The 12713-nt window shown below is 69.3% G+C and carries 15 protein-coding genes and 1 riboswitch; of the genes, 11 read left to right on the forward strand and 4 right to left on the reverse strand.

From position 1 onward, the window contains the following. A partial coding sequence (locus KBY86_RS13555; protein WP_399221585.1) for a KdsC family phosphatase occupies positions 1–354 on the reverse strand: 354 nt, incomplete at its 3' end. Continuing rightward, positions 351–1199, reverse strand: coding sequence for a 3-deoxy-8-phosphooctulonate synthase (kdsA, locus tag KBY86_RS13560; protein WP_255100603.1), 849 nt, complete (start codon positions 1197–1199; stop codon positions 351–353). The genes KBY86_RS13555 and kdsA, both read right to left, overlap by 4 nt. A 26-nt stretch (positions 1200–1225) precedes the next feature. Here kdsA and KBY86_RS13565 point away from each other — a divergent pair, with 26 nt between their 5' ends. The 3 genes from KBY86_RS13565 to kdsB are packed head-to-tail and all read left to right on the forward strand — an operon-like array spanning position 1226 to position 3289. Further along, the gene (locus KBY86_RS13565) at positions 1226–1936 is read left to right on the forward strand and encodes a glycosyltransferase (RefSeq protein WP_255141510.1); all 711 of its coding nucleotides are present in this window, start codon (positions 1226–1228) and stop codon (positions 1934–1936) included. Next, a complete protein-coding gene (locus KBY86_RS13570; protein ID WP_399221587.1) occupies positions 1927–2397 on the forward strand; it encodes a diadenosine tetraphosphate hydrolase in 471 nt (156 codons plus the stop codon). Before KBY86_RS13565 ends, KBY86_RS13570 begins: the two co-directional genes overlap by 10 nt. A gap of 28 nt (positions 2398–2425) precedes the next feature. Continuing rightward, the gene (gene kdsB, locus KBY86_RS13575) at positions 2426–3289 is read left to right on the forward strand and encodes a 3-deoxy-manno-octulosonate cytidylyltransferase (RefSeq protein WP_255141512.1); all 864 of its coding nucleotides are present in this window, start codon (positions 2426–2428) and stop codon (positions 3287–3289) included. A gap of 42 nt (positions 3290–3331) precedes the next feature. Here kdsB and KBY86_RS13580 read toward each other — a convergent pair whose 3' ends face one another. After that, on the reverse strand, positions 3332–4330 hold the full coding sequence (locus KBY86_RS13580; RefSeq protein ID WP_255141514.1) for an SIS domain-containing protein: 999 nt from the start codon (positions 4328–4330) through the stop codon (positions 3332–3334). A gap of 67 nt (positions 4331–4397) precedes the next feature. Next, positions 4398–4895 (reverse strand): SsrA-binding protein SmpB, encoded by a 498-nt coding sequence (gene smpB, locus KBY86_RS13585; protein WP_094513691.1) that lies wholly within the window; start codon positions 4893–4895, stop codon positions 4398–4400. Positions 4896–4954: 59 nt separating this feature from the next. On the opposite strand from smpB, the gene ruvB reads away from it, so the two are divergent. The 8 genes from ruvB (at position 4955) to KBY86_RS13625 (ending at position 12597) form a co-directional block, all read left to right on the forward strand. Then, positions 4955–6115 (forward strand): Holliday junction branch migration DNA helicase RuvB, encoded by a 1161-nt coding sequence (ruvB, locus tag KBY86_RS13590; RefSeq protein ID WP_255141516.1) that lies wholly within the window; start codon positions 4955–4957, stop codon positions 6113–6115. Continuing rightward, complete coding sequence (locus tag KBY86_RS13595) at positions 6115–6861, forward strand: tetratricopeptide repeat protein (protein WP_255141517.1); 747 nt, start codon at positions 6115–6117, stop codon at positions 6859–6861. The genes ruvB and KBY86_RS13595 overlap by 1 nt, the downstream gene beginning before the upstream one ends. Positions 6862–6959: 98 nt before the next feature. Then, complete coding sequence (locus KBY86_RS13600) at positions 6960–8096, forward strand: amidohydrolase (protein WP_255141544.1); 1137 nt, start codon at positions 6960–6962, stop codon at positions 8094–8096. Beyond that, the gene (locus tag KBY86_RS13605; RefSeq protein WP_255100608.1) at positions 8093–8326 is read left to right on the forward strand and encodes a DUF3188 domain-containing protein; all 234 of its coding nucleotides are present in this window, start codon (positions 8093–8095) and stop codon (positions 8324–8326) included. The genes KBY86_RS13600 and KBY86_RS13605 overlap by 4 nt, the downstream gene beginning before the upstream one ends. A 12-nt stretch (positions 8327–8338) precedes the next feature. Continuing rightward, complete coding sequence (locus tag KBY86_RS13610) at positions 8339–8959, forward strand: HEAT repeat domain-containing protein (protein ID WP_255141519.1); 621 nt, start codon at positions 8339–8341, stop codon at positions 8957–8959. Between the two features lie 50 nt (positions 8960–9009). Further along, positions 9010–9135, forward strand: a riboswitch (TPP riboswitch). Positions 9136–9228: 93 nt separating this feature from the next. Further along, a complete protein-coding gene (gene thiC, locus KBY86_RS13615; RefSeq protein WP_094513674.1) occupies positions 9229–10614 on the forward strand; it encodes a phosphomethylpyrimidine synthase ThiC in 1386 nt (461 codons plus the stop codon). 2 nt (positions 10615–10616) lie between these two features. After that, positions 10617–11111 carry a cupin domain-containing protein gene (locus KBY86_RS13620; protein ID WP_255141520.1) on the forward strand — a complete coding sequence of 165 codons (495 nt, stop codon included), beginning with the start codon at positions 10617–10619 and terminating at the stop codon, positions 11109–11111. Positions 11112–11574: 463 nt separating this feature from the next. Next, the gene (locus KBY86_RS13625) at positions 11575–12597 is read left to right on the forward strand and encodes an acetylserotonin O-methyltransferase (protein WP_255141522.1); all 1023 of its coding nucleotides are present in this window, start codon (positions 11575–11577) and stop codon (positions 12595–12597) included. Positions 12598–12713: the final 116 nt, after the last annotated feature.

The following is a 12713-nucleotide window of genomic DNA, read 5'->3' on the forward strand; positions in this document are numbered from 1 at the left end:
GGCGCCGGGGGTCATCCACCGCTGCCGCTGCAGTGCCGCCAGGGCGGCCGGTTTGTCCTTCACGCCGGTGAGGCAGTGCTGCACGCCCAGGTAGCGGGCCCGCTGCTCGGTGGCCCCGCTCTTGCCGCCGCTGAGCAGGGCCACCTCCAGCCCGGCCTGCTGCAGCAGGCGGATGCCCAGCCCGTCGCGCACATCGAAGCGTTTGATCACCTCACCGCTCTCGGTGGTCCAGAGGCCGCCATCGGTGAGCACCCCGTCCACATCCAGCACCAGCAGCTTCAGCTGCCGCAGCCGATCGCGGCAGCGCCGCGCCGCCAGCCGGCTGCGGCCGCAGGCCAGCCAGCCGCCATTCACAGCGTGCTGACCGCTTCAGGGCGCTGCTGCAGCGGGGCGCGGATCGCCAGCAACTGCTCCAGCAGGGGTTCGAGCCGATGCAGCGGCACCATGTTGGGCCCGTCGCTGAGGGCGTTCTCCGGGTCGGGATGCACCTCCATGAACAGGCCGTCCACCCCCACGGCCACGGCGGCGCGCGCCAGCGGCGCCACGTATTCACGCTGGCCACCGCTGCTGCTGCCACGACCACCGGGCTGCTGCACCGAGTGGGTGGCATCGAAGATCACCGGGCAGCCGAGCGCCCGCAGCTGGGGCAGGCCGCGGTAGTCCACCACCAGGGTGTTGTATCCGAAGCTGGAGCCCCGCTCGGTGAGCCAAAGCTTCTCCACGCCGGCCTCGCGCAGTTTGGTCACCACCTGCGCCATGTCCCAGGGGGCGAGGAACTGGCCTTTCTTCACGTTGATCGTCTTGCCGGTGCCGCGAACGGCATCAGCGGCGGCCAGCAGCAGATCGGTCTGACGGCAGAGGAAGGCGGGAATCTGCAGCACGTCCACCACGGCGGCCACTGGAGCAGCCTGCTGGCTTTCGTGAATGTCGGTGAGCAGAGGCAGCCCGGTGCGGCGCTTCACCTCCGCCAGCACCTCCAGGCCCTCGGCCACGCCGGGGCCGCGGAAGGAGCCGCCGGAGCTGCGGTTGGCCTTGTCGAAGCTGGCCTTGAACACATAGGTGATGCCGAGCCGCTCGGTGATGGCCTTGACCCGCTCGGCCACCTCGAACACAAGTTCCGGGCTTTCGATCACACAGGGGCCGGCGATCAGGATGAAACTCACGGTCCACCGCGTGCAGGTGCCCTCAGCATGGCTCACGGGAGCCGGGACATATGCTCACCCCAATGAGTAGGCCCATCCCCATTTTCATCGGTGTCGATCCGCGCGAGCGGGCGGCCACCAATGTGTTGATCGACAGTCTGTATCAGACCAGCACACAAACGCTGGCGATCACACCACTCGAGACGCCGCAGCTGGAGTGCCAGGGGTTGTACTGGCGCCAGCGGGATCCCAGGCAAAGCACGGCCTTTTCGTTCACCCGCTTCCTCGTGCCGCAGCTGTGCGGCTATCAGGGCTGGGCGATTTTCATGGACTGCGACATGTTGTGTCTCAGTGACATCACTGAACTCTGGGCCCTGCGGGATGATCGCTTCGCGGTGATGTGCGTGCAGCACGATCACGTTCCTGGCGAAACCGTGAAGTTTCTCGGTGAGCGGCAATCGGCCTATCCGAAGAAAAACTGGAGTTCGTTGATGCTGTTCAACACCAGCCGCTGCACCGCGCTCACCCCCGAGTACGTCAACACCGCCTCCGGCCTCGATCTGCACCGCTTCCACTGGTTGGCGGGGGATCACGAGATCGGCGCCCTGCCCGACCGCTGGAACCATCTCGTCGATGTGCAGGCGCCGCCGCCGCTGGCACCGGAGGCGGGCGGTGCCGCCCTGCTGCACTGGACGCTGGGCGGCCCCTGGTTCCGTGAATGCCGCACGATGGGCGGGCCCCTGGCCGCCCGCTGGTATGCCGCCCGCGACGACGCCATGCGTCTGTGGGATTGAGCGAAGCGGCCGCCGGTTGTGGCGTCTGCCGTCTGCACGCCGAGCCCGAGGCGATCGCCCGGTACGAGATCCTGCGCCAGCCCCTGTGGCTGCTGCGGCATCACCCCACACCGGCGCCGCTGCCGGGCTGGCTGCTGCTCGATGCGGTCCGCCACCTCGATGGCCCGGCCGCCTTCACCGCCGCGGAGGCGGCGGGCTTCGGGCCGATGTTGCAGCGCTGCAGTGCCCTGGTGCGCCAGCTCACCGGCTGCGAGCGCGTCTATGTGATCGCTTTCGGGGAGGGGGCCCGGCACCTGCACGCGCACCTGATCCCCCGCCATGCCGCCGACCCCGACACCGCCGCCTGGCGGGTGGCGGATGTGTACCGGCAGATGGAGGCCGGCGCCCGGCCAGCGGCGGCGCCCGAGCGGGTGGAAGCGCTGGTGCGGCAGGCCCGCAGCCTCACGGCGCTGTGGGAATAGGCTCCCGCCACCAGGGTCTTGGCAGCAGATGACGGGCAGTGGCTTGAGCGATCGGCAGCACGGTGGTGGCGCCTCGGCGCCTGAGCCTGCCGCCCTCGCCAGCCCACCGGCGCTGGCCTGCGTGGTGGCCGTGCCGGCGCGGCTGGAGTCGTCCCGCCTGCCCAACAAGGTGATGGCCGACATCGGCGGCCAGCCGATGCTGCAGCGGGTGCTGCTGCGTTGCCGCCTGGCGCAGCGGCCTGCTGCGGTGGTGCTCTGCACCGACAGCGAGGTGCTGCGGGCGGCGGCCGAGGGCTGGGGATTTCCGGTGCTGATGACCAGCGCCAGCTGCAGCTCCGGCAGCGAGCGGCTCGCCTCGGTGGTGGAGGCCCTGATTGCCCGGGCTGGGGCCACGGGTGGCGCCTTGGCCGCGGCCCGCAGCGTGATCATCAATGTGCAGGGGGATCAGCCGTTCATTGATCCGGCCGTGATCGATGCGATGGCACTGGAGTTTGAGCGGCGCACGCCCACGCCGGAGGTGCTCACCCCGATCTACCGAATGCCGCCGGAGAAGATCCACGACCCCAATGTGGTCAAGACGCTGCTGGCGGCCGACGGCCGCGCGCTCTACTTCTCCCGCTCCGCCATCCCGCACGTACGCGGTGAGGATCCGCAGCACTGGCACGCCCATGCGCCCTACTGGGGCCATGTAGGCATCTACGGCTACCGCGCCGACGTGCTGGCCCGCTGGAATGGCTTGCCCCACTCACCGCTGGAGCACACCGAGAAGCTGGAGCAGCTGCGGCTGATCGAGGCGGGCCTCACGGTGGGCACCTTCTCGGTGGAGGGTGATTTCCTCTCGGTCGACACCGCCGCCCAGCTGGAGCAGGCCCGCCGCCTGGCTGCCGCCTGAGCGGGCCCCGCCCACTCTGCAGGACGCCATGCGGCCACACCTTCAGCTCAAGCTGGGGCTCAGCCCCGCCTGGATCAGGTCGTGGAGTCGCAGCAGGCCCAGCATGGTTCCCGCGTCGTCGAGCACGGGCAGCACGCCGATCGGCTTGCGGCTGTTGCGCTCCATGCGTTCCAACGCTTCCACTGCCAGCATGCCCGGCCCCACCGTGATCGGATCGGCCGTCATCAGCTGACTGGCGCACAGCTCAGCCCAGCCGGACGCGGCGTTCTGCTCCAGGGCCCGGCGCAGGTCGCCGTCGGTGATCAGGCCCGCCAGCTGCTGCGGCGCGCCGCTGCGGCGCACCCAGCAGGCCCCGGCACCATCGCGCGTGAGCAGGGCGATCACGGCGCTGAGGCTGTCGCTTTCCTCCAGCGGATGCAGCTGGGTGGTGGGCAGCATCAGATCGGCCACTGTGAGCGTGAGCTGTTTGCCGAGCGCACCGGCCGGATGGTTGAGGGCGAAGTCGGCCGGGGAGATGCCGCGCCGCTCCATCCATACGGCGGCCAGGGCATCGCCGATCGCCATCGCCACCGCCGTGCTGGCGGTGGGGGCCAGATTGAGCGGGCAGACCTCCCGGTCCACCGAGGCATCGAGCACGACATCGCAGCCGCGGGCCAGGCTCGACTGCAGTTTTCCCACCAGGGCGATGCGGCCGGTGCCACGCCGGCGCAGGTGGGGAAGGATTTCGAGCAGTTCGCCGGTTTCGCCGCTGTTGGAGAGCAGCAGCACCACGTCCTGCGGGGCCACCACACCCAGGTCTCCGTGCAGGGCATCGAGCGGGTTGAGGTACAGCGACATCAGCCCGATCGAGGAGAAGGTGGCCGCGATCTTGCGGGCCACGATGCCGCTCTTGCCTACCCCCGTGATCACGAGCTTGGCCCGTTGGTCGGCGCAGCGGTCCAGCATCGCCAGGGCTGCATCCACCTGGCGGCTTTCGATCCGGCCTGCGGCAGCGGCGATCGCGGCGGCCTCTTCCTGCAGGCAGCGGGTCAATGCCGACATGGCAGCTGCTGGCGATGGGGCGTGGCGACTGTATGGCGTGCCACCGGGCCGGGGGCGGTGGCCGGGTTCAGCCGCGGGTCAAGGCCGCGCGCACTTCCCTGTCGGCGTCCTTGCGGCGCTCCTCCTGGCGTTTGTCGTGCAGCTTGCGGCCCTTGGCCAGGCCGAGCGTGAGCTTGATCCATGAGCCCTTGAGGTGCAGGTTCAGGGGGATGAGCGTCAGCCCCTTCTGATCGATGGCGATGCGCAGCCTGTCGATCTCGCGGCGGTGGGCCAGCAGCTTGCGGGTGCGCAGCGGCTCGTGGTTGAAATAGGCGCCGGCGTGGCTGTGGGGCGAGATATGCACGTTGTGCAGCTGCAGTTCCCCTTGGCGGATCAGGCAGAAGCCATCGCGCAGGTTGGCCTTGCCGGCCCGGATCGACTTCACCTCGGTGCCCACCAGCTCCAGACCGGTTTCCAGCGTTTCGAGAATCTCGTACTGGTGACGGGCGAAGCGGTTGTCGGCCAGCAGGCGGTTGGCCGCATCACGGGCTGCCCGCGCGGCTTTCTTTCCCGCTGCCTTCGCCATTGCCACCCCCGGCCTCAGGCTCGACCCTAAGCAGGCCCGGTCCTCCCTACGCTCCTGCCATGGCGATCGTGTCCTCCGGCCCGTCCGATCGAGCCTCTGGCAAGGGCTCCAGTCGCCTGGGCTCCAGACGCCTGGTGGATGCGCAGCCCCATCCGTATGACAGCGCCCTGGACCCCGCCGCAGGCCTCGACAGGGCTGACGCCGGCGACCCAGCCGATTCAGCCGGCGCCGCTGAGCTGAGCGGCACAGCCGAAGCCCCGCGGCTGCTGCGCGAGGACACGCTCCGCCCGCGCCGGCTCGGCGAGTACATCGGCCAGCGGGAGCTCAAGCAGGTGCTCGCGATCGCGGTGGAGGCCACACGCAACCGCGGCGATGCGCTCGATCACGTTCTCCTCTATGGCCCCCCCGGCCTCGGCAAGACCACCATGGCCCTGGTGCTGGCCGAGGAGCTGGGCGTGCGCTGCCGCATCACCAGTGCGCCGGCGCTGGAACGCCCGCGCGACATCGTCGGGCTGCTGATGAACCTGCAGCCGCGCGACCTGCTGTTCATCGATGAGATCCACCGGCTCAACCGGGTGGCGGAAGAACTGCTCTACCCGGCGATGGAGGACTGCCGGCTGGATCTCACCGTGGGCAAGGGCACCACGGCCCGCACCCGCGCCGTGCCGCTGGCGCCGTTCACGCTGGTGGGGGCCACCACCCGGGCAGGAGCGTTGAGTTCACCGCTGCGGGATCGCTTCGGGCTGATCCAGCGGCTGGAGTTCTACGACCTGCCCGATCTGCAGGCGATCGTGGAGCGGGCCGCCGGCCTGCTGAAGCTCGAGCTCGCCGGCGATGCTGCGATCGAGGTGGCCCGCCGCTGCCGCGGCACCCCCCGGATCGCCAACCGCCTGCTGCGTCGTATCCGGGATGTGGCGAGCGTGCGCGGCCACGCCTGCATCGATGCGGCGCTGGTGGCTGAAGCCCTCAGCCTGCACCGCGTGGATGCCCGTGGCCTCGATGCCAGCGACCGGCGGTTGCTGCAGCTGCTGCTGGAGGGCTACGGCGGTGGCCCGGTGGGTCTCGAGACCCTGGCCGCCGGGTTGGGCGAAGACCCGGTCACGCTGGAAACGGTGGTGGAGCCCTTCCTGCTGCAGCTGGGCTTCCTGCAGCGCACCCCGCGCGGCCGCATCGCCACCGCCGCCGCCCGTGAACACCTCGCCTGGCCGGAGGCGGCCTGATGCTCGCCACCCTGCTGGCGGTGTTGCTGGCCGCGCAAATGAGCGTGCCCCAGCTGTTTGATGCGGCCCTGAGCGCCAGCCGCGAGGGGCGCTTCGGTGAGGCCCTGCCCCTGTGGGATCAGGTGGTGGAGCAGCTGCCCGGTGATGCCTCCGCCTGGAGCAACCGCGGCAACGTGCGGCTGGCGATGGGGGATCCGCAGGGCGCGATCAGCGACCAGAACCGCGCGATCGCGCTCGAACCCGCCAGCGCCGACCCCTACCTGAACCGGGGCATCGCCGAGGAGTCCCTGCAGCAGTGGGACCTGGCCGCCGCCGACTACGAGGCGATCCTGCAGAACGATCCGGCCGATGCGGCGGCGCTCTACAACCTCGGCAATGTCCGCGGCTCCCAGGGGCATTGGGACCAGGCGCGCCGCTGCTTCGAAGCGGCCGATCTGGCCCGGCCGGGCTTTGCGATGGCCCGCTCCAGCGCCGCCCTGGCGGCCTTCCAGCAGGGGGATGGGGCGGCGGCTGAGCGGGAACTGCGCCTGCTGATTCGCCGCTACCCGCTGTTCGCCGATGCCCGCGCCGGCCTCACGGCTGTGCTGTGGCAACGCGGCGCATCGGGGGAGGCGGAGAGCAACTGGGCGGCGGCCTCCGGCCTCGACCCCCGCTACCGGCAGCCAGAATGGCTCCTGCAGATACGGCGCTGGCCTCCCCTGCCGGTGCACGCTCTTCAGGATTTTCTGCAACTGGCCCGTCGATGAGCCCTGCCGCGTCAACGCGTCCGTCCCTGTCCAGCCTGCCGGTCGCGCCGCTGACGCTCTGGCAGCAGTTTGAGCTGGAGGCGGCCCTCCAGCAGGCGATGCCGGAGTTGATCGGGCTGCGCCGCCACATCCATGCCCATCCGGAGCTGAGCGGGGCCGAACACCAGACCGCCGCCCTGGTGGCCGGGGAGCTGCGCCTGCTGGGGTGGAACGTGCGCGAAGGGGTGGGCCGTACCGGCGTGGTCGCGGAGCTTGGCCCTGAAGCGGCGCCACTGCTGGCTCTGCGGGTCGACATGGACGCGCTGCCGGTGGAGGAGCGCACGGGCCTGCCCTTCGCCTCCTGCCATCAGGGGCTGATGCATGCCTGTGGGCACGACATGCACACCGCGATCGGCCTGGGGGTGGCGCGGCTGCTGGCGCCCCTCGCCCCGCGGCTCACGGCCCGGGTGCGGCTGCTGTTTCAGCCGGCCGAGGAAATCGCCCAGGGGGCGGCCTGGATGCTGGCCGACGGCGCCATGGAGGGGGTGCAGGCCCTGTTCGGCGTGCATGTGTTTCCGAGTCTGCCGGTGGGCAGCATCGGCGTGCGCAGCGGCAGCCTCACGGCCGCGGCGGGCGAGCTGGAAGTGGAGGTGCTCGGCGAAGGCGGCCACGGCGCCCGCCCGCACCAGTCCACCGATGCGATCTGGATCGCGGCCCGGGTGGTGAGCGGTCTGCAGGAGGCGATCAGCCGGCGGCTGGATGCGCTGCAGCCGGTGGTGGTGAGCTTCGGCAGGATCGAGGGGGGCAAGGCCTTCAATGTGATCGCCGACCATGTGCGCCTGCTGGGCACGGTGCGCTGCCTCGACACCGAGGTGCACGCCGAACTGCCCGGCTGGATCGAGGACACGGTGCATGCCATCTGCCGCGGCTACGGCGGCGAGGCGCGGGTGCGCTACCGCTGCATCTCGCCGCCGGTGCACAACGACCCGGCGCTCACCGAGCTGGTGGAGGAGGCGGCCCTGGCGCTGCTCGATCGTCCGCAGGTGCGGCGGCTGGAGCAGCCGTCCCTGGGGGCGGAGGATTTCGCCGAGCTGCTCACCGCTGCGCCGGGCACCATGTTCCGGCTGGGGGTGGCCGGGCCCGAGGGTTGCGCGGCCCTCCACAATGGCGGCTTCGACCCTGACGAAGGGGCGATCGCCGTCGGCGTGCAGGTGCTCACGCTCAGCCTGCTGCTCTGGATGGAGCGCCGGGTGTGAGCGCCCGCGACCGCACCCTCCGCGCGCTGCTGGCGCTGTCGGCGCCGCTGCTGATCCTGCTGGCGCTGATCAGCATCGTGTCGCGTCAGGGAATCCAGCGGGTGCAGGGTCTGCCGGCGCTGCTGATCGGCAGCGGCCTGCTGGTGAGCAGCAGCCTGCGCCGCCGTCGTCGCCGCCGGGTGGTGCGGGAATGCCTCCGGCAGGTGCAGTCATTTCCTCCCCCTCCGTGACAGGGTGGAGCCATGGCCGATTCCTCTTCCGACAGCAAGCCGCCGCTGGATGCGGACGCCCTGCGCGCCGCCATCGCCTCCGGTGATCCGGTGCAGGCGATGCCGGCCCTGGCGGGGCTGCGGGGCGTGGAAAGCGAGGTGGCGATCCCGCTGCTGCTGCTCGGCCTGGAGCAGGAACCCTTCATCGTGCGCTCGCTCAGCTGCGCCGGCCTGGGCGTGAAGCGCAGTGCGGCGGGCTGGGAGGCGCTGCAGCGGGCCCTGCGCCACGACGACGACGCCAACGTGCGGGCGGAGGCCGCCAACGCCCTGGCCAGCTATGGCGCCGAGCAGGCCTGGCCGCTGCTGCGCGAGGCCTTCGCCGCCGACGACCAGTGGCTGGTGCGCTGCAGCATCCTCTCGGCCCTGGCCGAGCAGGCGTTGATGGGCTTTGAACCGCTGCTTGAGCTGGCGCGCATGGCGATCGCCGATCCCGACAGCTCGGTGCGGGTGGGTGGCGCCGAAATCCTCGGCCGGCTGGCGCATGAAGCGGCGCCGGCGGAGGGTGCCGAAGCGGTGCGGGCGCTGTTGCGCGGTCTGCAGAACGACCCCGACCACCGGGTGGTGGCGGCCGCCCTCAACGGACTGCAGCCCTGAATGGGTTCTGTGCTGAACTCCGGCATTCACAGGCACCCTTGCTAGCTTTGGTCGGTCACTAGGGGTGCCGCCCCGAGCCTGCTTCCCACCGGAAGTGCGCCTGGGCCTCGGCTGAGATCACACCCTCCGAACCTGATCCGGGTCATGCCGGCGCAGGGAAGTGTCCCGAATGCAACCGCGGTCCGATCGGCCCCGGTGGCGCCCGGTTCCGGAGTTGTGTCCTCGCTTCCCAGCGACCCGGTCCGAACGCCCCATTTCTCGAGTCGATCATGCGCAGCGCCTGGATTGAGAAGCGTCGCGGCGACGCCAACGTGTCGCAGATGCATTACGCCCGCCAGGGTGTGATCACCGAGGAGATGGCCTACGTGGCCAAGCGGGAGAACCTGCCCGAATCACTGGTGATGGAGGAGGTGGCCCGGGGCCGCATGATCATCCCCGCCAACATCAACCACACCAATCTCGAGCCGATGGCGATCGGCATCGCCTCCAGGTGCAAGGTGAACGCCAACATCGGCGCTTCTCCCAATGCCTCCGACCTCGAGGAAGAGGTGGCAAAACTGCGGCTGGCGGTGAAGTACGGCGCCGACACGGTGATGGATCTCTCCACCGGCGGCGTCAATCTCGATGAGGTGCGCACGGCGATCATCAACGCCTCCACTGTGCCGATCGGCACCGTGCCGGTATATCAGGCGCTCGAAAGCGTGCACGGCTCGATCGAGAAGCTTGATGCCGATGATTTCCTGCACATCATCGAGAAGCACTGCCAGCAGGGCGTCGATTACCAGACCATCCACGCCGGTCTGCTGATCGAGCACCTGCCGCTGGTGAAGGGCCGCCTCACGGGGATCGTGAGCCGCGGCGGCGGCATCCTGGCCCAGTGGATGCTTTACCACCACAAGCAGAACCCGCTGTTCACCCGCTTCGACGACATCATCGAGATCTTCAAGCGTTACGACTGCAGTTTTTCGTTGGGCGATTCGTTGCGGCCGGGCTGTCAGCACGATGCCTCCGATGCCGCCCAGCTGGCGGAGCTGAAAACCCTCGGCCAGCTCACCCGCCGCGCCTGGGAGCACGACATCCAGGTGATGGTGGAGGGCCCCGGCCACGTGCCGATGGACCAGATCGAGTTCAACGTCAAGAAGCAGATGGAGGAGTGCAGCGAAGCGCCCTTCTATGTGCTCGGCCCGCTGGTGACGGACATTGCCCCTGGCTACGACCACATCACCAGCGCGATCGGTGCCGCCCTGGCCGGCTGGCACGGCACGGCCATGCTCTGCTACGTCACCCCGAAGGAGCACCTGGGCCTGCCCAATGCCGAGGATGTGCGTGAGGGCCTGATCGCCTACAAGATCGCCGCCCACGCCGCCGACATCGCCCGCCACCGCCCCGGCGCCCGCGATCGCGACGACGAACTCAGCCGTGCCCGCTACGCCTTCGACTGGAACCGTCAGTTTGAGCTCTCGCTCGATCCCGAGCGCGCCCGCGAGTACCACGACGAAACCCTGCCGGCCGACATCTACAAGCAGGCGGAGTTCTGCTCAATGTGCGGTCCCAAGCACTGCCCGATGCAGACCAAGATCACCGATGAGGATCTCGCCGGCCTCGAAGACGTGCTGAAGGCCCAGGCGGCTGCCGGCCAGCCGGTAGGGGTCTGAAGTTGCCCGGCCACGGCCCGAAAGGGGCCCAGCCACCCAGCGCCGAGCAGGTGGTTGCCTGGCTCGGGCTGGAGCCCCATCGCACCTGCGGCAGGGTGGCCGAGAGCTTCGTGGCCCGGGAGATTCCAGGCGGCACCCTCTACTTTCTTGCCAGCCCGGAGCGGGGCATCCAGCTGCACCGCATCTGCCACGACCAGGTGTATCACCACCACCTGGGAGACCCGCTGCACGTGCTGCTGGTGTCGCCCGAAGGCCATGCCTCAATCGCGCAGGTCGGCAGTGACCTGGCGTCTGGTCAGCGGCCCCAGCTGGCCATTCCAGGCGGCACATTCCATGCCGGACGGGTGGCCCCCGGAGGCTCCTTTGGCTACGCGCTGCTGGGCACGGCCGTGTGGGGCCGGGTGATGCCGGAGGAGGTTGAGCGGATGGAGCTGGAGGTCCTCGGGCAATCCTTCCCCCAGGCGGCGTCATTGCTCAAGGTGTTCGCCTCCACCTGAAGAGACATCCAGCTGTTTGTCTCCAGCTGAAGGGACACCCAGGTGGTCGCCTCCGCCTGCACGGCTTCAAGCCATTCGCCTCCGCCGGCAGGTGCGGCTGCTGCCCTGCTGCTGCTGTCGCTCCGGCTGGAGTTTTAAGGCGCGCACGTGCTGGCGCCGCTGATTGGCCACTGTTCCTGCCCATCAGCGTGGTTATAGGAGTCCCAGCTGGTCATGGAACCCGCACGGCCTCGGGCGTGGCGGGTTGGGTGCCACCTGGGCCACGCCCGGCCCCCTCGGCCACGGCCGGCAGGGTGATTCAGCCAAGGCGCGATTCAGCCACAGACCCTTCCTCTTTTAGGCTCCAGTGCCCCTGCCGCCGTCAGGGAGGCTGCGGTAGCGCCGGGCTTGCACCGCGGCGAACCGCTGTCAGAGGCGTCAACCCTCAACCACGGCCGCTGCTGCGACCCCCCTTCAACATCTGGTGACCCGCGTGCCTGAGCAACCCACTCCGGACAAGATCCTGCAGACCGGCCTGGCGTTCTGGGCCTCGAAAACATTGCTCAGCGCCATCGAGATCGGTGTGTTCCGTGCGCTGGCGGATGGTCCGGAACCTTTCGAAGGTCTCAGCGAGCGCCTTGGTCTGCATCCGCGTGCGGCGCGCGACTTTCTCGATGCGCTGGTGGCCCTCGGCTTCCTCAGCCGTGGCCCGGCCGGCTATGCCAATGCTCCGGACAGCGATCTCTTCCTCGATCCCAACAAGCCCACCTACCTGGGCGGCATTCTTGAGATGGCGAACCATCGCCTCTATCCCTTCTGGGGTCACCTCACCGAAGCGTTGCGCACGGGCGCGCCGCAGAACGAGTTGCGCAACGGCGGCACGGGGCTGTTTGAAACGCTCTACAGCGACCCGGCCCGGCTGAAGGAATTCCTCTCCTCCATGACCGGCATCAGCCGGGGGGCCAACATGGCGATCGCCCGCCACTACCCCTGGCAGACCGCACGCACATTCGTGGATGTGGGCACGGCACAGGGGGATCTCGCTACCCAGATCGCCCTCGCCAACCCACACCTGCGGGGCATCGGCTTTGATCTGCCGCAGGTGGCGCCGCTGTTCGAGGAGTATGTCGCCGCGGCTGGAGTGGCAGATCGCCTCAGCTTCCAGCCGGGTGACTTCTTTCAGCAGGCCTTGCCTCAGGCCGATGTGGTGCTGATGGGGCACATCCTGCACGACTGGGATCTCGCCACCAAGAAGATGCTGATCTCCAAGGCCTACGACGCACTCCCGCCCGGCGGTGCCCTGATCGTCTACGAGGCCATCATCGACGACGACCGCTCGCAGAATGCCTTCGGTCTGATGATGAGCCTCAACATGCTCATCGAAACACCCGGCGGCTTCGATTACACCGGCGCCGATTGCGCCGGCTGGATGCGGGAGGCGGGCTTCTCCAGCAGCCGGGTGGAACCCCTCGTAGGGCCTGATTCGATGGTGGTGGCGATCAAGTAGGCCACCTAGGGCCCCAGGCCTGCCATGGCCTGTCGCGCCTGTCTGAACGGCTGGCTCCGCTGCCCCATGCCGGCGCCATCTGTTCAACTGCTGATGCCAGCTGCTGGTGGACATCA

It is taken from the genome of Synechococcus sp. Lug-A (genome assembly GCF_024345655.1).
In the GTDB taxonomy this organism is placed as follows: Bacteria; Cyanobacteriota; Cyanobacteriia; order PCC-6307; family Cyanobiaceae; genus MW101C3.

Coding starts and splice junctions, on each gene's coding strand:
- KBY86_RS13565 (WP_255141510.1), top strand. CDS start 1,226: ATGAGTAGGCCCATCCCCATTTTCATCGGTGTCGATCCGCGCGAGCGG.
- kdsB (WP_255141512.1), top strand. CDS start 2,426: ATGACGGGCAGTGGCTTGAGCGATCGGCAGCACGGTGGTGGCGCCTCG.
- KBY86_RS13580 (WP_255141514.1), bottom strand. CDS start 4,330: ATGTCGGCATTGACCCGCTGCCTGCAGGAAGAGGCCGCCGCGATCGCC.
- smpB (WP_094513691.1), bottom strand. CDS start 4,895: ATGGCGAAGGCAGCGGGAAAGAAAGCCGCGCGGGCAGCCCGTGATGCG.
- ruvB (WP_255141516.1), top strand. CDS start 4,955: ATGGCGATCGTGTCCTCCGGCCCGTCCGATCGAGCCTCTGGCAAGGGC.
- KBY86_RS13595 (WP_255141517.1), top strand. CDS start 6,115: ATGCTCGCCACCCTGCTGGCGGTGTTGCTGGCCGCGCAAATGAGCGTG.
- KBY86_RS13600 (WP_255141544.1), top strand. CDS start 6,960: ATGCCGGAGTTGATCGGGCTGCGCCGCCACATCCATGCCCATCCGGAG.
- KBY86_RS13610 (WP_255141519.1), top strand. CDS start 8,339: ATGGCCGATTCCTCTTCCGACAGCAAGCCGCCGCTGGATGCGGACGCC.
- thiC (WP_094513674.1), top strand. CDS start 9,229: ATGCGCAGCGCCTGGATTGAGAAGCGTCGCGGCGACGCCAACGTGTCG.